This window comes from Nocardioides panacihumi (assembly GCF_039530925.1).
Classification (GTDB): domain Bacteria; phylum Actinomycetota; class Actinomycetes; order Propionibacteriales; family Nocardioidaceae; genus Nocardioides; species Nocardioides panacihumi.
In genome coordinates this window covers 343,434-359,890 of the sequence record NZ_BAAAPB010000005.1, presented here as the reverse complement: position 1 = coordinate 359,890, position 16,457 = coordinate 343,434, and the positions used below count along the sequence as shown (strand labels likewise).

20 protein-coding genes and 1 tRNA gene are annotated in these 16,457 nt (G+C 70.7%); 18 read left to right on the top strand and 3 right to left on the bottom strand.

Features of this window, described 5'->3' with window-relative positions:
- Window positions 1–19: 19 nt before the first annotated feature.
- Together ABD205_RS20710 and ABD205_RS20705 are read left to right on the top strand one after the other, a co-directional pair.
- Window positions 20–898, top strand: a complete 879-nt coding sequence (locus tag ABD205_RS20710) for an NAD-dependent epimerase/dehydratase family protein (protein ID WP_344048176.1) — start codon at window positions 20–22, stop codon at window positions 896–898.
- Window positions 899–1,054: 156 nt separating this feature from the next.
- Complete coding sequence (locus ABD205_RS20705; RefSeq protein ID WP_344048174.1) at window positions 1,055–1,786, top strand: hypothetical protein; 732 nt, start codon at window positions 1,055–1,057, stop codon at window positions 1,784–1,786.
- Window positions 1,787–2,057: 271 nt separating this feature from the next.
- On the opposite strand, the gene ABD205_RS20700 is transcribed toward ABD205_RS20705, so the two are convergent.
- Both ABD205_RS20700 and ABD205_RS20695 read right to left on the bottom strand, forming a co-directional pair.
- Window positions 2,058–2,750 (bottom strand): aspartate/glutamate racemase family protein, encoded by a 693-nt coding sequence (locus tag ABD205_RS20700; protein WP_344048173.1) that lies wholly within the window; start codon window positions 2,748–2,750, stop codon window positions 2,058–2,060.
- A 10-nt stretch (window positions 2,751–2,760) separates the two neighbouring features.
- Window positions 2,761–3,201, bottom strand: coding sequence for an MmcQ/YjbR family DNA-binding protein (locus ABD205_RS20695; protein ID WP_344048172.1), 441 nt, complete (start codon window positions 3,199–3,201; stop codon window positions 2,761–2,763).
- 41 nt (window positions 3,202–3,242) lie between these two features.
- Between ABD205_RS20695 and ABD205_RS20690 the strand changes: the two genes are divergently transcribed.
- The 15 genes from ABD205_RS20690 to ABD205_RS20620 all read left to right on the top strand — a co-directional run bounded on the left by ABD205_RS20690 (window position 3,243) and on the right by ABD205_RS20620 (window position 15,056).
- Window positions 3,243–3,533 (top strand): GNAT family N-acetyltransferase, encoded by a 291-nt coding sequence (locus tag ABD205_RS20690; protein ID WP_344048170.1) that lies wholly within the window; start codon window positions 3,243–3,245, stop codon window positions 3,531–3,533.
- A 275-nt stretch (window positions 3,534–3,808) separates the two neighbouring features.
- The gene (locus ABD205_RS20685; protein ID WP_344048226.1) at window positions 3,809–4,624 is read left to right on the top strand and encodes a ParA family protein; all 816 of its coding nucleotides are present in this window, start codon (window positions 3,809–3,811) and stop codon (window positions 4,622–4,624) included.
- Between the two features lie 47 nt (window positions 4,625–4,671).
- Complete coding sequence (locus ABD205_RS20680) at window positions 4,672–4,959, top strand: hypothetical protein (RefSeq protein ID WP_425573088.1); 288 nt, start codon at window positions 4,672–4,674, stop codon at window positions 4,957–4,959.
- Window positions 4,959–5,825 carry a segregation and condensation protein A gene (locus ABD205_RS20675; RefSeq protein WP_344048168.1) on the top strand — a complete coding sequence of 289 codons (867 nt, stop codon included), beginning with the start codon at window positions 4,959–4,961 and terminating at the stop codon, window positions 5,823–5,825. Before ABD205_RS20680 ends, ABD205_RS20675 begins: the two co-directional genes overlap by 1 nt.
- The gene (gene scpB, locus ABD205_RS20670) at window positions 5,818–6,453 is read left to right on the top strand and encodes an SMC-Scp complex subunit ScpB (protein ID WP_344048167.1); all 636 of its coding nucleotides are present in this window, start codon (window positions 5,818–5,820) and stop codon (window positions 6,451–6,453) included. Before ABD205_RS20675 ends, scpB begins: the two co-directional genes overlap by 8 nt.
- Window positions 6,446–7,195 carry a pseudouridine synthase gene (locus ABD205_RS20665; protein ID WP_344048166.1) on the top strand — a complete coding sequence of 250 codons (750 nt, stop codon included), beginning with the start codon at window positions 6,446–6,448 and terminating at the stop codon, window positions 7,193–7,195. The genes scpB and ABD205_RS20665 overlap by 8 nt, the downstream gene beginning before the upstream one ends.
- A gap of 52 nt (window positions 7,196–7,247) precedes the next feature.
- Window positions 7,248–7,625, top strand: a complete 378-nt coding sequence (gene aroH, locus ABD205_RS20660) for a chorismate mutase (protein WP_344048164.1) — start codon at window positions 7,248–7,250, stop codon at window positions 7,623–7,625.
- Complete coding sequence (locus ABD205_RS20655; RefSeq protein WP_344048162.1) at window positions 7,618–8,700, top strand: prephenate dehydrogenase; 1,083 nt, start codon at window positions 7,618–7,620, stop codon at window positions 8,698–8,700. Before aroH ends, ABD205_RS20655 begins: the two co-directional genes overlap by 8 nt.
- 11 nt (window positions 8,701–8,711) lie before the next feature.
- Window positions 8,712–9,401, top strand: coding sequence for a (d)CMP kinase (cmk, locus tag ABD205_RS20650; RefSeq protein ID WP_344048160.1), 690 nt, complete (start codon window positions 8,712–8,714; stop codon window positions 9,399–9,401).
- Between the two features lie 19 nt (window positions 9,402–9,420).
- Window positions 9,421–10,215 carry a lysophospholipid acyltransferase family protein gene (locus ABD205_RS20645; RefSeq protein WP_344048158.1) on the top strand — a complete coding sequence of 265 codons (795 nt, stop codon included), beginning with the start codon at window positions 9,421–9,423 and terminating at the stop codon, window positions 10,213–10,215.
- Window positions 10,208–11,611: a ribosome biogenesis GTPase Der gene (gene der, locus ABD205_RS20640; RefSeq protein WP_344048156.1), complete on the top strand. Its 1,404-nt coding sequence runs from the start codon at window positions 10,208–10,210 to the stop codon at window positions 11,609–11,611. Before ABD205_RS20645 ends, der begins: the two co-directional genes overlap by 8 nt.
- A gap of 9 nt (window positions 11,612–11,620) precedes the next feature.
- Entirely contained in the window at window positions 11,621–12,787 is a 1,167-nt protein-coding gene (locus ABD205_RS20635; RefSeq protein ID WP_344048154.1) for a GGDEF domain-containing protein, read from the top strand.
- Between the two features lie 53 nt (window positions 12,788–12,840).
- The gene (locus ABD205_RS20630) at window positions 12,841–13,986 is read left to right on the top strand and encodes a CDP-glycerol glycerophosphotransferase family protein (RefSeq protein WP_344048152.1); all 1,146 of its coding nucleotides are present in this window, start codon (window positions 12,841–12,843) and stop codon (window positions 13,984–13,986) included.
- Window positions 13,987–14,048: 62 nt separating this feature from the next.
- Window positions 14,049–14,122: transfer RNA gene (locus ABD205_RS20625), tRNA-Pro, on the top strand.
- Window positions 14,123–14,360: 238 nt separating this feature from the next.
- On the top strand, window positions 14,361–15,056 hold the full coding sequence (locus tag ABD205_RS20620) for a hypothetical protein (protein ID WP_344048150.1): 696 nt from the start codon (window positions 14,361–14,363) through the stop codon (window positions 15,054–15,056).
- Between the two features lie 175 nt (window positions 15,057–15,231).
- Here ABD205_RS20620 and ABD205_RS20615 read toward each other — a convergent pair whose 3' ends face one another.
- Window positions 15,232–15,564 carry a cupin domain-containing protein gene (locus ABD205_RS20615; protein ID WP_344048149.1) on the bottom strand — a complete coding sequence of 111 codons (333 nt, stop codon included), beginning with the start codon at window positions 15,562–15,564 and terminating at the stop codon, window positions 15,232–15,234.
- A 285-nt stretch (window positions 15,565–15,849) separates the two neighbouring features.
- Between ABD205_RS20615 and ABD205_RS20610 the strand changes: the two genes are divergently transcribed.
- Window positions 15,850–16,059: a hypothetical protein gene (locus tag ABD205_RS20610; protein WP_344048147.1), complete on the top strand. Its 210-nt coding sequence runs from the start codon at window positions 15,850–15,852 to the stop codon at window positions 16,057–16,059.
- Window positions 16,060–16,457: the final 398 nt, after the last annotated feature.

Sequence of the window (16,457 nt, the reverse complement as noted above, 5' to 3'; positions counted from 1 at the left end):
CGGCCGTTAGCCTGCTCGGGTGAAGGTTCTGGTGACCGGCGCCGCGGGCAGCATCGGCCGGGTCGTCACGGCGGGTCTCGCCGCGCGCGGCCACCTGGTGACCGGCCTCGACCTCGTCCCGCGCCCCGACGACGCGGACCTGGCCGGGTCGACCGTCCACTGGCCCACCGTCCACTTGCCCACCGTCGACTGGCTGAGCGTCGACTGCACCGATGCCGACGCGGTCGCGGCGGCGTTCGACGGTCGGGCGTTCGACGGTCGGGCGTTCGACGCTGTCGTCCACCTCGCGGGCCATCCGGGCGAGGCCGGTCTCCCCGACTCGCTGTCGTCCCACCTGATCACCACGGCCGCGCTGCTCGACGCGATGGTCGAGCACCGGGTGTCCCGGTTCGTCTACGCCTCCTCCAACCACGCGGTCGGTCGTACGCCGCGCCGCGACCGCGTCGGCGTGGACGCCCGTCCGCGACCGGACACGTTCTACGGCGTCGCCAAGGTCGCGGCCGAGGCCGTGATGAGCCTGTACGCCGACCGGTACGGCATCGACGCCGTCGCCTGCCGGATCGGCTCGTTCCGGGAGCGCCCGGCCACGATGCGCCACCTGTCCACCTGGCTGTCGCACGGCGACTGCGTCCGGATGGTCGAGGCCGCCCTCACCGCGCCGGCGCCCGGTTTCGCGGTCCTGTACGGCATCTCGGCGAACACGCGCGCCTGGTGGGACCTCGAGCCCGGGCGGGCGCTCGGCTACGAGCCCCTCGACGACGCGGAGGAGTTCGCGGGGTCGATCAGGTCGGATCCGGACGACGACCTCGACGCCGCGCACGTCGGCGGCATGTTCGCGACCGCTGAGTTCGAGAGGCCGGCGCTCGACCGTGTCCGGGCCGTCGGCGACGGGCAATGACGCAGATCACCCGTTAGCCGGCATCGAATCGGCGGTCTTTTTCGTTTCAACCAGTGCAGGGAGTCGCGAGGCTCCGCTGCGCCCTGCATCGGTCTGCTCCCACGCGCTTGTCACCGGTGCGCCTGCAACTGACCCCGTGCCAGAGGAATCCTTCGCTTGTCTTTGCCGTTCAGCGCGCCTTTGCGCCGTGTCGCCAACGCTCCGAACCGGGTGCTCTACCCCCTGATGGCGATCGCGCTCGCTGCGACCGCGATCGTCGCCGGACTCCGGCACTCCGAGGCCGATGCCGTGACAGCCGACGCCGCCCCGGCGGCCCCGGCGGCCCCGGCCGCCCCGGCCGCCGTCGGCGCGACGGTCCCAGCGCAGCGCGAGGCCCCCGTCTCGCGGTCCGCCTCCCGTCGCGTCGTCCGCGCGCCGCTCGCGCGCACCGCCCGGGCCGGCGCGCACCGCCCGAAGCGCGTCCGGCGGTCACGGCCGCACGCACCGAAGCTGCCCCTGGCCCGCAGCGACGCCGCCGAGACGATCGCGTCGGCGAAGAGGTCGACCTTCAACGTGCCCGGTCACTGCCTGCAGTGGTCCCGCGAGCAGGCGGGCATCCCGTCGAAGTACGCGGACGCCGCGACCGCGTGGCAGCACGCCGTCGGACGGCGCCCGGCCGATCCGCGCCCGCCACGCGGCGCCGCGGTCTACTGGACCGGCGGCAGCAGCGGATACGGCCACATCGCGATCTCCGTCGGCGACGGCAAGGTCCGTTCCTCCGACGCGGGCGGGACAGGACAGGTGGCGACGGTGCCGATCCGCCGCCTGAGCGAGGAGTGGCACCTGCGGTACGCCGGCTGGGCGAACTCGATCAACGGCTACAAGATCGCCGGCGTGGCGCCGGCCTGAGCCGACCGCCTGTGAGCCCGTCGGTCGCCTCCGCGTGGGTGAGTCCCGCAGGGCGATGACGTCGGGCGCGTGTGGCATCGGGCCGCGACCTCACGAGGCCAACGCGGCCGCCGAACTATCACCGTGATAGTTGGCGGGATCGGTGATAGGTACGAACTATCACCGACCGCGCAAACCATCACGGTGATAGTTGCGAATCATCACGGTGATAGTTGCGAAGTGTCACGGTGACAGTTGCGGTCCGGGCGACGAGGCCGGCAGGTGGCCGCCGTCAGCCGCTCAGCGCGAAGTCGACGGCCGCCTTCGCGTGCAGCGCCGTCGAGGCGAAGACCCGCACGGGGGAGTCCTGTGGTGACACGAGCAGCTCGATCTCCGTGCAGCCCAGGATGACGCCGTCGGCGCCCGCCTCGGCGAGCCGCTCGATGATCGCCCGGAACCGGTCCCGGGAGTCCTGCCTGATGACACCGATGACCAGCTCGTCGTAGATCACGGCGTTCACGATCGCGCGTTCGGCGGCGTCGGGCACCAGCGTCTCGACGCCGTTCTGTGCCATGCGGTCGCGGTAGAACGGCTCCTCCATGGTGAAGCGGGTGCCGAGGAGAGCCACTCTCGACAGGCCCGCCTCGCGGACCGCTGCGGCCGTCACGTCCACCAGGTGGAGCAGGGGCACCTCGACCGCGCTCTCGATGTCCGCGGCCACCTTGTGCATGGTGTTGGTGCACAGGACGATGCACTCGGCGCCGGCCGCCACCAGACCCCGTGCCTCCGCCGCCAGCAGCTCGCCCGCCTGCGTCCACTCGCCGGACACCTGCAGCCGCTCGATGGCTGCGAAGTCGACCGACGCCATCACGCAGGCTGCGGAGTGCAGGCCGCCCAGCCGATCGCGCACACCCTCGTTGACGAGCTTGTAGTACAGCGCCGAGCTCTCCCAGCTCATCCCGCCGAGCAGTCCGACCTTCCTCACGTCACCGACGCTAGCGGACCCGGTCCCATCCTGGCCGGTGCTCGCGCAGCCATGCCTCAGACCGGCGTCGGGAGGCGCGCGACAACCAGGCGTCCTGGATAACCTCGGCGAGCTCGTCGACCGTGACCTCGCCGACCCTGCTCGCCCGCAGCAGCACGGAGAGGTGACCGTCGAAGTGGGGGGTGGTGAAGAAGGGCGAGGAGTCGTCCTGCACCATCGCGAGCTTGTCGCCCTCGTCTGGCACCCAGATGACGATCACGTCGTCGAAGCGCTGGCCGGTCTCGGGGTCGAACGCGTCCGGGCGCGGGTTGCGGAAGAAGACGAACGACCTGCCGCCCACCAGGTAGACCGGTCGGTTCTGGGTGCCCGGGGACACGGTCACGTGCGGCATGGCGAGGGCGAGCCGGTGCACGTCGTCGATGCGCGCCAGCCGCGGACTGCGTCTCACCACCACGTCAGGGTAGGTGCAGTCCGAGTCATTAGGGTGAGCGCATGAGCGATGTCGAGGTGCGTGACAACCCCGCCGAGAACCGTTACGAGGCATGGCTCGACGGTGAGCTGGCCGGGATCGCGGTCTACGGCCGGAGCGAGCACGCCATCGTCTTCCTGCACACCGAGGTCGACGACAAGTTCGAGGGCAAGGGTGTCGGCTCGGCGCTCGCCCGCGGCGCGCTGGACGACGTACGGGCCGAGGGGCAGCGCGACGTCGTGCCGCTGTGTCCCTTCATCAAGGCATGGATCGACAAGCACCCCGACTACCAGGACCTGCTGCACAAGCGCTGACCTCTCGCGCGCGGCGGCGTCGCCCGAATTGATCCACAGGTCTGTGCACAGGCGGCCGAAACCTGTTGGCGACAGGCGCGGGCCGTGCACAGGGCGACACCTTTTCCTGGGGGTTTCCGGCCCCGGGTTGTGGCGCGATCGGCGGGGGCCATAGCCTCGCCCGGAACCGGCCCACAAGTCGGTCTGTCGACAAAATGTCTGGAAGAGAGGACCGCGTGTCCGACACCCTGCCCTTCGAGGCCCCGGGCGGCGCTCTCGGCCCCACCGGACGACCGATGCCGGCCATCCCCGAGCCGGCCGCCCTCAGCTCCCACGGACCGGCCCGCGTGGTCGCGATGTGCAACCAGAAGGGTGGCGTCGGCAAGACGACCACGACCATCAACCTGGGTGCGGCGCTGGCCGAGTACGGCCGCCGGGTGCTGCTGGTCGACTTCGACCCGCAGGGGTCGCTCTCCGTCGGGCTGGGGCTCAACCCGCACGAGATGGAGCTGTCGGTCTACAACCTGCTGATGGAGAAGGACGTCAAGATCGGCGACGTCATCGTCCCGACCGGCGTCGAGGGCATGGACCTGCTGCCGTCCAACATCGAGCTGTCGGCCGCCGAGGTCCAGCTGGTCCACGAGGTCGGCCGCGAGCAGACCCTCTCCCGCGTGCTCGCACCCGCGCTGGGGGAGTACGACGTCGTCCTCATCGACTGCCAGCCCTCGCTCGGCCTGCTGACGGTCAACGCCCTCACCGCCTCCGACGGCGTGATCGTGCCGCTGGAGTGTGAGTACTTCGCCCTGCGCGGTGTCGCGCTGCTGAAGTCGACGATCGACAAGGTGCAGGATCGCCTCAACCCCAAGCTGCACATCGACGGCCTCCTCGGCACGATGTACGACGGCCGCACGCTGCACTCCCGCGAGGTGATGGAGCGGCTCGTCCAGGCATGGGGCAAGACCGTCTTCCACACCGTCATCCGGCGCACCGTGAAGTTCTCCGACTCGACCGTGGCCGGTGAGCCGATCACCACGTACGCCACCGCGTCGCCCGGCGCCGAGTCCTACCGCCAGCTCGCCAGGGAGGTGCTCGCCCGGTGGCGCGCCGAGTGAGCTTGCCCAAGGCCGACGATCTCTTCCGCCCCACCGTCGAGAGGCCCATCGTCGACAGGGCCAGCGTCGACGCGGCCCCGGCCGAGCCCGACGGCGAGAGCGTCGACGGCAAGCGTCGTTCGAGCGGACGCGTGCGTCACGACGAGAAGATGACGGTCTACATCACGTCCGAGGAGCTGCTCGACCTCGAGCATGCGCGGCTCTCGCTGCGTCGTACGCACGGTGTCGCGGTCGACCGCGGCCGGCTCGTGCGTGAGGCCGTGGCGCTCGTGCTGGCCGACCTGGAGACCAACGGCGACGACAGCGCCCTGGTCAAGCGTCTGCGCCACAGCTGATGCCCGTCGAGACCGAGGCGGCGGGCGAGCGCGGCTTCGAGGTCCGGCTCGACAACTTCGAGGGACCGTTCGACCTGCTGCTCAGCCTGATCTCGAAGCACAAGCTCGACATCACCGAGGTCGCGCTGGCGAAGGTCACCGACGAGTTCATCGCCCACGTCAAGGCCAGGGGCAAGGAGTGGGACCTCGAGCAGACGTCGTCGTTCCTGCTGGTCGCCGCGACGCTGCTCGACCTGAAGGCGGCGCGGCTGCTCCCGTCCGGCGACGTCGAGGACGAGGAGGACCTCGCCCTCCTCGAGGCGCGTGACCTGCTCTTCGCGCGGCTCCTGCAGTACAAGGCCTTCAAGCAGATCGCGGGGGTCCTCGAGCGGCGGCTCGCCGAGGAGTCGACCCGGCACCCGCGTGCGGTCGGGCTCGAGGAGCGGTTCGCCACGCTGCTGCCGGAGGTGCTGATCGGCATCGGCCTGCAGCAGTTCGCCCAGCTCGCCGCGCGGGCGATGGAGCCCAAGCCGGGCCCGCCCGAGCTGAGCCTGCAGCACATCCACGCTCCGAAGGTGAGTGTGCGCGAGCAAGCGGTGATCGTCGTCGACCGCCTGCGGCGCAGTGGGATGCTGACGTTCCGGGCGCTGTGCGGCGACTCGCCCGACACCATGACCACGGTCGCGCGCTTCCTGTCGCTGCTCGAGCTCTTCCGCGAGGGTGCGGTCGCGTTCGACCAGGTCACGGCGCTCGGCGAGCTGACCGTGCGCTGGACGGGCGACGACGACGCCGACGTCGACGAGCTCATCCGGGACGAGTTCGACGGGGCCCCACCACCCGAGCCCGACCAGAGCCCCGCGATCCAGGAGGAGAGCACCGATGACTGAGCCGGAGACCGAGGAGACGCTCGCCGTCCCCCTCGCCGACCTGCGGCCGAGCCTCGAGGCGGTGCTGATGGTCGCCGACCAGCCGCTCGACGTGGCGACGCTCGCGACGGCCGTCGGCTACCCGACCGACGAGGTCCAGGCGGCCCTCGAGGCGCTCGCCGCGGAGTACTCCGAGCAGGGCCGCGGCTTCGATCTGCGCAACGTCGCCGGCGGATGGCGCTTCTACACCCGCGAGGAGTACGCCGTCGTGGTCGAGGGCTTCGTCCTGGAGGGACAGCAGTCCCGGCTGACCCAGGCGGCGCTCGAGACGCTGGCCGTGGTGGCGTACAAGCAGCCGGTGTCGCGAGCCCGGGTCTCTGCCATCCGAGGGGTCAACGTCGACGGCGTCATGCGCACGCTGCTCAGCCGCGGTCTCGTCGAGGAGGCCGGCCAGGACCACGAGACGGGCGCGAACCTCTACCGCACGACCGGCTACTTCCTCGAGCGCATCGGCGTCACCAGCCTCGACGAGTTGCCCGAGCTGGCGCCCTACCTGCCCGGGATGGACGAGCTCGAGGACGAGCTGAGCGAGATGGCGGCCCCGGCCCCCGGGCCCGCCGCACCGGCCGAGGAGGAGACCCATGAGTGACCTGCCGCTCGACGACGAGGGCCTGATCCGGTTGCAGAAGCTGCTGGCGCTCGCCGGCGTCGCCTCCCGCCGCCGCAGCGAGGAACTCATGCTCGACGGACAGGTCGAGGTCAACGGCGAGGTGGTCACTCGCCTCGGCACCAAGGTCGATCCCGCGAGCGACGTCATCCGGGTCGCCGGGAAGCGCCTCCCGCCGATCTCGGAGAAGGTCTACCTCGCGCTCAACAAGCCCCGCGGTGTCGTCTCGACGATGTCCGACCCCGAGGGCCGCACGACGCTCCAGGACCTCGTCGAGGACCGGCCCGAGCGGCTGTTCCACGTCGGGCGCCTCGACACCGACACGTCGGGCCTGATCATCCTCACCAACGACGGCGACTTCGCGCACCGGCTCGCGCACCCGTCGTACGAGGTCGACAAGACGTACGTCGCCGAGGTGACCGGCCAGCTCTTCCCGCGCGTCGTCAAGCAGCTCCTCGCAGGTGTCACGCTCGAGGACGGCCCGGTGACCGTCTCGAAGGCGCGGATCGTCGAGGCGTCGCCGGCGAAGTCGATCGTCGAGCTCGTCATCCACGAGGGCCGCAACCGCATCGTCAGGCGCCTGCTCGACGAGGTCGATCACCCGGTGACGCGGCTCACCCGCACCCGGATCGGGCCTGTCACGCTCGGGCGGCTCAAGTCCGGCGAGATGCGCGATCTGACCGCGGACGAGCTCGGCGAGCTCCTGGACGCGACCCAGATGTGACCCGCGGGGGTCGGTAATCTTCTCGCCGCACCCACCCGACCAAGGAGAACACGTGGCAGTCAGGGCCGTCCGAGGCGCGACCCAGCTCGACGTCGACGACGAGCAGCACATGTATGACCGCGTGGCGGAGCTGGTGACCGACGTGCTCGAGGCCAACGGGCTCGGCGTCGACGACTTCATCTCGATCATCTTCACCGCGACCGGCGACCTGCACTCGGCGTTCCCGGCCTTCGCGGCTCGGCAGCTGGGCTTCACCGACGTCCCCCTGATGTGCGCCCGCGAACTGGAGATCGTGGGCGGGATGCCTCGCGTCGTACGCCTGATGGCGCACGTCGAGACCGACCTGTCCCGCGCGGAGATCACCCACGTCTACCTCCACGGCGCTGCCCACCTGCGCCGGGACCTGACGAAGGTGCGCACCGATGAGTGAGACCCCGCGCCTCACCGGCCCGGTCGAGATCGTCGGCACCGGGCTGCTCGGCACGTCGATCGCGCTGGCGCTGCGGCGGGCGGGCGTCGAGGTGCTGCTCTCGGACGTCTCGCGCGAGCACGTGCGCACCGCGTCGGGGCTCGGTGCCGGACGCGCGCGGACGGACGACGACCGGCCGCAGCTCGTGGTCGTCGCCGTGCCGCCCGACCTGCTCGGTCCGGTGATCGCCGATGCGCTGGAGCGGACGAAGGACATCGGCGGCGCCGCGGTGACCGACGTCGGCAGCGTGAAGACGGCGCCGCTCGGCGCTCTCGTCGGCAATCCCGAGGTCAGCAGGTACGTCGGCAGCCACCCGATGGCCGGCAGCGAGCGCTCCGGCCCGCTGGCCGCGTCGGCCGCCCTCTTCGACGGCCGCCCGTGGGCGGTCACGCCACACCCGGACTCCGACGCCACGGCCGTGCACCTGGTCGAGGAGCTCGCGCAGCTGTGCGGCGCCGTGGCGGTCCGGCTCAGCCCCGCGGAGCACGACCGCGCCGTCGCCCGCATCTCGCACATGCCACACCTCCTGGCAGCGCTCGTCGCGGCTCGGCTCGCCGACGCCCCGACCGACCACCTGGCGCTGTCCGGGCAGGGCGTGCGCGACGTCACGCGGGTCGCCGCGGGCAGCCCGACCCTCTACGGCCAGATCGTGTCGGGCAACGCGGCCGCGGTGGGGGAGCTGCTGGTCGAGGTGAAGGCCGACCTCGACAAGCTGATCGCAGCCATCACCCGCGGCGACCGGCAGGGTCTCGAGGGGCTGCTCGCCCAGGGCGTGGCCGGCACCCTCGCCATCCCGGGCAAGCACGGCGGCCCGGTCCGGCCGACGCGTTCGGTCTTCGTCTCAGTGCCCGACCACCCGGGGGAGCTCGCGCGTCTCTTCGCCGACGCGGGGGAGAGCGACGTCAACATCGAGGACGTCCACATCGACCACGACCCCGGACGTCCGGTCGGTCTGGTCGAGCTCGTCGTCGACGAGACCCGGGCCGAGCACCTGCTCAGCTCTCTGGAATCACGCGGGTGGGTGACCCACCGGTAGTGTGGGGGTCCGTGAGCAGCACCTTCTCCGGCCTCGTCATCGCCGTCGACGGCACCTCCGGCTCCGGCAAGTCGAGCACGTCGCGTGGCGTGGCCGACCGCCTCGGGCTGAGGTATCTCGACACCGGTGCGATGTATCGCGCCATGACGTGGTGGATGCTCGCCCACGCCGTGGACGTCCACGACGCGTCCGCTGTCGCGGCCCGCGTCGGTGAGCCCGTCATCGTCTCGGGCACGGACCCGCTCGCCCCGTCGATCATGCTCGACGGCGACGACGTCTCCGAGGAGATCCGCAGCGACGTCGTGAACGCCCACGTCTCGCCCGTCGCGACGGTCCCCGCGGTCCGCGCGCGCCTGATCGCCCTGCAGCGCGCGGTCATCGAGGACGCGCTCGACGGCGCCGGGATCGTGGTCGAGGGGCGCGACATCGGCACGGCCGTGTGGCCGGACGCCGACCTCAAGCTCTATGTCACCGCCGACCCCGCCGCACGCGCCGCCCGCCGGGCGCTGGAGGAGGGTGGGACCGACGCCGACGCCGTACGTGCCTCGCTGGAGACCCGCGACCACATCGACTCGACGCGGGGCGGCCTGGCCGTGCCCGACGGCGCCGTGCACGTCGACACCACGCCGTACAGCCTCGACGAGGTCATCGACCAGATCGTCGCGCTCGCCGAGCGCGTCTCGGAGCGGGCGCGAGCGTGACGCCGCCCAGGAGCAGCCCGTGAACGCCCGTCCCGACGGGCGCGACCTGCCGCGCACCGACGGCGTACGTCACCCGCCTCGCTACCTGTTGCACAACCCGCTGCTGCGCTCGCTCGCCCGCCGCCGTCTCTCCAGGCAGTACGACGTCCGCGTGACCGGCGCGGAGCACCTGCCGCGCCGCGGCCCGGTCGTCGTGGCCGCCAACCACATCGGCTGGCTCGACGGCCCGCTCCTCGGGATCGTCCTGCCGCGTCCCGTGCACGCGTGGACCAAGGACGACATGTTCACCGGCCGGACCGGCACTTTCCTGGCGCAGGCCGGCCAGATCCCGATCGACCGCTTCCATCCGGACCCCAGGGCCGTGAAGGCGGCGCTGCGGGTGCTTCGCGCAGGCAACGCGGTGGGCATCTTCCCGGAAGGCAATCGCGGCGACGGCGAGGTGCGGCGCTTCCATCGCGGTGCCGCCTACCTCGCGCTCGCGTCGGGCGCACCGGTGGTGCCCGTGGCCCTCTTCGGCACCCGCCTCCCGGGCGGCGCTCTCGACTCGCGCCCACCCGCCGGCAGCCGCATCGACGTCGTCGTGGGAGCCCCCGTCCCGGTCGAGTGCCAGCCCTGGCCCCGCACCCGGGAACAAGTGGAGGCCCTTTCGCGGTTGCTCCAAGGGCGACTGCGCGACCACGTCGATGCGGTGCGCGTCGCGACGGGGCTCGAGCTGCCCGGCCCGATGCCCGCCACCGAGCGGGAGCCAGACCCGGCGACCGCCATCAACGACGAGCACACCGCTCGGTCCCGCACAGAGGAGCACCATGACTGAGTACGACGCCGTCCCGCTGGGGACCGACGCCGATCCGGTCGACTGGATCGGCGACGAGGGCGACGACCGTCCGACAGGGCCCGTCCCCGTGCTCGCCGTCGTCGGCCGTCCCAACGTCGGGAAGTCGACCCTCGTCAACCGCATCATCGGCCGCCGCGAGGCCGTCGTCGAGGACCGTCCGGGGGTCACCCGCGACCGCGTGTCCTACGACGCCGACTGGAGCGGGCGCGCCTTCACGGTCGTCGACACCGGCGGCTGGGACCCCGACGCCCGTGGGCTCGCCGAGCGGATCGCCGCGCAGGCGGAGATGGCCGTCAGCCTCGCCGACGCCGTGCTGTTCGTCGTCGACGCGACCGTCGGCATCACCGATGCTGACGAGGCCGTCGTCAAGGTGCTGCGCCGCTCGGGCAAGCCCGTCGTCCTCGCCGCGAACAAGGTCGACGACCTCCGCACCGAGGGCGAGGCCGCAGCCCTCTGGAACCTGGGTCTGGGAGAGCCGTTCCCGGTCTCCGCGCTGCACGGTCGCGGCTCCGGCGACATGCTGGACGCCGTACTCGCCGCGCTGCCCGAGCCGCCGCCGCTCCCCGAGGGGGTCGAGGTCGGCGGTCCGCGTCGCATCGCGATCGTCGGGCGGCCGAACGTCGGCAAGTCCTCGCTGCTCAACAAGCTCGCCCGCGAGGAGCGGGTCGTGGTGGACAACGTCGCCGGCACGACCGTCGACCCCGTCGACGAGCTCATCGAGCTCGGCGGCCGCACCTGGCGCTTCATCGACACCGCAGGCATCCGCAAGCGGGTCAAGGAGGCGTCGGGCCACGAGTACTACGCCTCCCTGCGGACCTCGACCGCCATCGACCGCGCCGAGGTCGCCGTCCTCGTCCTCGACGCCGAGCAGAGCATCGCCGAGCAGGACGTGCGCATCCTGCAGACGGTCCGCGAGGCCGGCCGCGCGCTCGTCATCGCGTTCAACAAGTGGGACCTCGTCGACGAGGAGCGCCGCTACTACCTCGAGCGCGAGATCGAGCGCGAGCTGGTGCAGGTCCAGTGGGCGCCGCGGATCAACATCACGGCGCGGACCGGCTGGCACATCGACCGGCTCGTGCCGGCGCTGGACAAGGCCATCGAGGGCTGGGAGACCCGGATCGGGACCGGGGCGCTCAACACGTTCCTCGGCCGGCTCGTGTCGGAGCACCCGCACCCGGTGCGCAGCGGCAAGCAGCCCAAGATCCTGTTCGGGACGCAGCCCAGCACGTCGCCGCCGACCTTCATCCTCTTCACGTCGGGCAGGCTCGACGCGTCGTACGAGCGCTTCATCGAGCGGCGTCTGCGGGAGGAGTTCGGCTTCGTCGGCACGCCGATCGTCCTCCAACAGCGCGTGCGCGAGAAGCGCAAGAGGTAGCCTGGCGCGGTGCTGGACACCGTCACGCTGCGGATAGCGTTCAGTCTGATCGCCTTCTGCGTGCTGGTGCTGTTCTACGTCGGCACCTACCGCGGGACCCGCTCCGCCTTCAGTGGGTGGTGGGTCCTGTCGCTGTTGATGTACCTGCTCAGCGCGGTGTTGTTCCTGCTGAACGGCACTCCCGTCCAGGCGGTGGCGAACCCCCTGGGCAACATGTTCGGCGTGGCCGGGTCGGCGTGCATCTTCGCCGCGGCGAGCTCGCTGCGCCTGTGGCAGCCGCCGCGGCTCGCGCTGTTCGCTCCGGCGGTGGGCGTCCTCGTCGTCTCGCTGCTCGACGACCCCGCCCACAACGTGTGGGCGGGCGGCCCGGCGTTCCTCGGCGCCATGTGGTGCTACTACCTGCTCGGCACGCGTCAGCTGTGGCTGATCTGGCGGGCGCGCTCGGAGAGCGAGAGCGCGGGACACGCGTACGACGTCGCGGTCCTGTCGATGACGGTGTGCTCAGGCCTCGTGACCTTCTTCTACTTCCTCCGGTGGACGCTGTTCCTCGTGGTCGGGCCGGACTCCCGCCTCTTCACCGAGACCGTCGGCCCCCAGTCCACGACCTTGCTGCTGCTGCTGCTCCTCGTCGTCGTCACCTACAACATGTCGGCTCTCAGCCAGTCGCAGCTGACCCACGAGCTGCGCGTCGCCGCGACGCAGGACGCGCTGACCGGGCTGCTCAACCGAGGGGCGTTCGAGGCGCGCGCCGAGGAGTTCGTACGCCGGTCGCGGCACCAGCCCTCGCCCGGCTACGTCGTGATGGCCGACTTCGACGACTTCAAGCTGCTCAACGACCACTACGGCCACGCCAGTGGCGACGACGCGCTCGCCGCCTTCGGGACGGCCTGCCGGGCCGAGCTGCGCGACGGCGAGGTGGCGGCCCGTCTGGGCGGCGACGAGTTCGTGCTGCTGCTCCCGCACCGCGAGAGCCGTCAGCCCGAGCAGACCGTGTCGTCCATCGGTCGGCGCCTGGCGGCGGGCGCCCGACGCGGCGACCACCCGCTGCCCACGGTCAGCTTCGGCATCGCCGAGATCGACTGCGCGGCCGGGTTGGAGGTGTCGCTGGCGAGGGCCGACGCGGCGCTCTACAGGGCCAAGGGAAGCGGGTTCGGCAACGCCGTACGGGCCGAGTGATCCGTGGTCGTGCCGATGACATTCCAGAGGCTTTCGGGACCTACAATTCGCTCGTGCTGAAGCCCGACGTGATCGCCTACTTCGGAGACGACCCGACCCGTATCTACCAGCTGCTGCAGTGGCTGCCGGTGCTCGAGCGCCTCGATCAGGTCCATACCGTCGCCATCGTCCTCCGCGACCCCGAGACGGGTGTCGTCGCGGAGCAGCACACGAGTCTGCCGGTGCTCCTCGCACCGGACTTCGCCGAGCTCGTGGAGCTCTACGACCAGCTCGACCCGAAGGTCGCCGTCTACTGCAACAACGGGATGCGCAACTTCCAGTCGCTGCTCAACGGACGCCTGCTCCACGTGCACATCAACCACGGTGAGAGCGACAAGCAGAGCATGGTCAGCAACAACGCCAAGGCCTACGACCGGGTGTTCGTGGCCGGCGAGGCCGCGGTGCAGCGGCACCTCGCGGGGCTGATGGAGCTGGACGAGTCCAAGCTGATCCGCATCGGCCGGCCGCAGCTGGACCTGCGCCCCGAGCCGACCCTGCCGGAGAGCGAGCGCCGCACCGTCCTCTACGCGCCGACCTGGGAGGGCGACGCGGAGTACAACGACTACACGTCGGTCGACGTCTTCGGGCCGGCCATCGTGCACTCGATCCTGGGCGTCCCGAACGTGCGGCTGGTCTACAAGCCGCACCCGAAGGTCACGACCAGCGAGACGCCTGCCATCCGGGAGAACCACCACCTGGTGCTGGCCATGGTCGCCGACGCGGCCCGCCGCGACCCCGGCGCCGGCCATGTCGCCGTCACCGAGGGCGACATCCTCGCGGTCATGCCCGGCTGCGACGCGATGGTCACCGACGTGTCCTCGGTCGGGCTCGACTGGCTCTACCTGCGCACCGAGAAGCCGATCTTCATCACCGACCGCCACCACGACGGCGAGCGGCTGCGGCAGGAGGTGCCGGTGAGTCGCTGCGCGGACGTCATCGACGGGTCCAACCTCGCCGGGCTCACCGAGCTGCTCGCCGACCGGCTCGACCACGACGAGCACCGGATCTCGCGCGCGGCGATGCGTCACCACTACTTCGACGACGTACGCGTGGGGGAGAGCACGGACCGGTTCCTCACCGAGATCGTCGCGCTCGTCGACCTGCGCGACCGTCTGATCGGCGTCGACCCGAGCATGGACGGCGAAGTCGTCTCCGCCTGACCCCGATTCCGGGTGCCGCGGGCATCTGCGATAGTGTTCCAGCCGCCTCCTCAGGGAGGCTTCGGGCTGTGGCGCAGTTTGGTAGCGCACTTGACTGGGGGTCAAGGGGTCGCAGGTTCAAATCCTGTCAGCCCGACAGGTAAAACACCAGGTCAGAGGCCGTTTTCGGAGAGATCCGGGGCGGCCTCTGACCCATTTCACGGGGTGACCGAGTTTGTACCCCCCGCTTGTCGCAGCGAAGTCGCGCACCTCGCGGGGGGTGCGTCGGCGAGACCTGCAGAGGCGGCCGCTCGCCGATTCGATCGGCACCGTAGAAGCGATCCTTCCCGGTGCAGCGCAGTCGCCTCGGATCCGGAGCGCAGTACCGTGAAAAGGTGTTCCGCACGGCCCTTCTCGCGCTTGCTCTCCCGGCGCTGTTCGCCTGCAGCAGCCATAGCACCAAGGACTCCTCCGCCGCCTCGACCGGGCCGTCGACATCTCGTGATTCGGCTGGCTCCGAGGCTGTCGTGCGCCAGCCGCAGCAGCTGACCGGGACTCAGTTGGAGGACACGCTTCCGACGTCGGGTGACATGTCTGCGATCTTCTCCCGGACGCAGGAGAGCCAGTCCGGCAGGGACTACGCGAGCTTCCTGTGCGGCGCGGACGTCGACCATCCCGACCGCCGCAACGCGGAGGCGAAGGTGGGCTACGTCGCCCAGGTGGGATTCTCGGCGACCCGATACTCCTTCGGTATCAGCCAGTTCGATTCACCTGCGGTCGCAGTCGAGCAGATCCAGGCGTTGGGCGATGCCATCGACGCGTGCACCACCTTCACCGCCAACGGCGACACCTACACCGTCGCGCCGTTGTCCGCGCCCCGTAGCGACGAGGACACCATTGCGGTGCAGGCGACCACCAAGTCCGCAGGGTTCGCTGTGGACGTGAGCATGCTCATGGTGCGCACCGGCTCGAGCTTGGTGGCGTCCCTGTCGTCCACCGTCGGACTCGCCGAAGGCTCGACCGTCGACGACCTCGTCCGCCTTAGCAAGGCGACCGTGGGTCGGTACGAAGCGGCGGCTGGCATCGCGTGATCTCAGAGGCGCAGTGATTCTGCGGTGCAGAGGATCGCCGTCGCAGGAGGAACTGGATCGCCCGCGCCACACGGCCCAGCTCGGGGGCCTCGTGGACGGCGCCACCTTCGGGATGGTGACCGCAAGGAGCGCGCGGCCTTAGCGGAGGTCGGACGCACTCCGGCCCACGCCCCGCTCAGGCCCGGGTTGCGACCGTGAGGAACACAACCGAATCCGAAACGGCGGCGAGGTCGTGACGCTGCGGCGGAATCACCATGTGCTCTCCGGCCACGGCCTCCCACTCTTCGCCCTCGGCACGGAGTAGGACGTGCCCCATGAGGACCTGAAGCGTCGCCTCACCCGGCGACTCGTGCTCGCCGAGGACGGTTCCCGCCGTCAGCGCGATCAAGGTCTGCCGCAGGTCGTGCTCGTGGCCGCCGTAGACCGTGACCGCTGATCGCCCTGACCCCGCCGAGCGAGCAGCCTCGATCTGTTGATCTGCAAGTCGAGTCAAGGACGTGGTCTGCATGTGCCCACCGTAGGCCCTCGCGACATCGCGAGTCGGCTCGCAAGCGTGCACGCTCGTCGACCGTGAGAGTGCGTTTCGAGCCCGCGCCGACAGCCGGCGATATGACGCAGGTCTGACCCTGCCGTTTCCGGCAGTCAGGTTGGGCTACCCACACCGGCCCGGTAGAGCCAGCACCTGACTCCAGAGGGTACGGATTGCGGCTGCCCACGCCGACAACACCAAGCCGGAGCGACATCGTTGACGAACAAGGGACGAACCCATTCACAACTCAGCCAGGTGACTCAGATGAACAGCAACCACGACTCGGACGAGGGCACGATCAACATCCGGCTGCGCCAGATCCTGCTCGAACTGGCTCGGCGCGAGGACGAGATCGCACACATGGAAGCCGCGGCAGTTCCCTACTGGGATTCGCCGCCGCTCTCTGTCGTGGGCCATCGTGCGGCGGCTGACTCCCTCAGGTTCGAGGCGGACCGTTTCCTTCGGGCGTCGTGAGCCGCGTCGGAGTGACGGCGGCGCTTCATCCACTGACAGCACCGACCAGCCGGGTGAAGACCTCGTACTTGGTGGGTGAGCAGGCGGACATGGTGCATCGCGGGTCCAGCCCCGACTGGCTCGCTGACGCCGGCAGGGACTTCGACGGGTTCGTCGCGGACCGGGCGCGAAGGCACGCCACGAGCATGCTTCGGGAGGCGGTGGGGAAGCGCGCGGCGCTGGGCCTGGAACGAGTGCCGCTGACGGTTGCACGCGTCGGCTTGACGTGAGGAATCGGACCGACTGGCCGCTCCGCTTCCGTGCGGCGCTCATGCCGCTGCCCGGACGGTGTTGCGTGAACACGGCGACGTGACGCAACCTCGTGGAAGCTCGCTGAGGCTCGTGGAAGCTCGGGGGGA

Excerpts from the sequence above, each read along its gene's own strand:
- ABD205_RS20610 (WP_344048147.1), top strand. The coding sequence starts at position 15,850 with ATGAACAGCAACCACGACTCGGACGAGGGCACGATCAACATCCGGCTG.
- ABD205_RS20665 (WP_344048166.1), top strand. The coding sequence starts at position 6,446 with ATGAGTGACCTGCCGCTCGACGACGAGGGCCTGATCCGGTTGCAGAAG.
- ABD205_RS20655 (WP_344048162.1), top strand. The coding sequence starts at position 7,618 with ATGAGTGAGACCCCGCGCCTCACCGGCCCGGTCGAGATCGTCGGCACC.
- ABD205_RS20675 (WP_344048168.1), top strand. The coding sequence starts at position 4,959 with ATGCCCGTCGAGACCGAGGCGGCGGGCGAGCGCGGCTTCGAGGTCCGG.
- ABD205_RS20685 (WP_344048226.1), top strand. The coding sequence starts at position 3,809 with ATGCCGGCCATCCCCGAGCCGGCCGCCCTCAGCTCCCACGGACCGGCC.
- scpB (WP_344048167.1), top strand. The coding sequence starts at position 5,818 with ATGACTGAGCCGGAGACCGAGGAGACGCTCGCCGTCCCCCTCGCCGAC.
- ABD205_RS20690 (WP_344048170.1), top strand. The coding sequence starts at position 3,243 with ATGAGCGATGTCGAGGTGCGTGACAACCCCGCCGAGAACCGTTACGAG.
- ABD205_RS20615 (WP_344048149.1), bottom strand. The coding sequence starts at position 15,564 with ATGCAGACCACGTCCTTGACTCGACTTGCAGATCAACAGATCGAGGCT.
- der (WP_344048156.1), top strand. The coding sequence starts at position 10,208 with ATGACTGAGTACGACGCCGTCCCGCTGGGGACCGACGCCGATCCGGTC.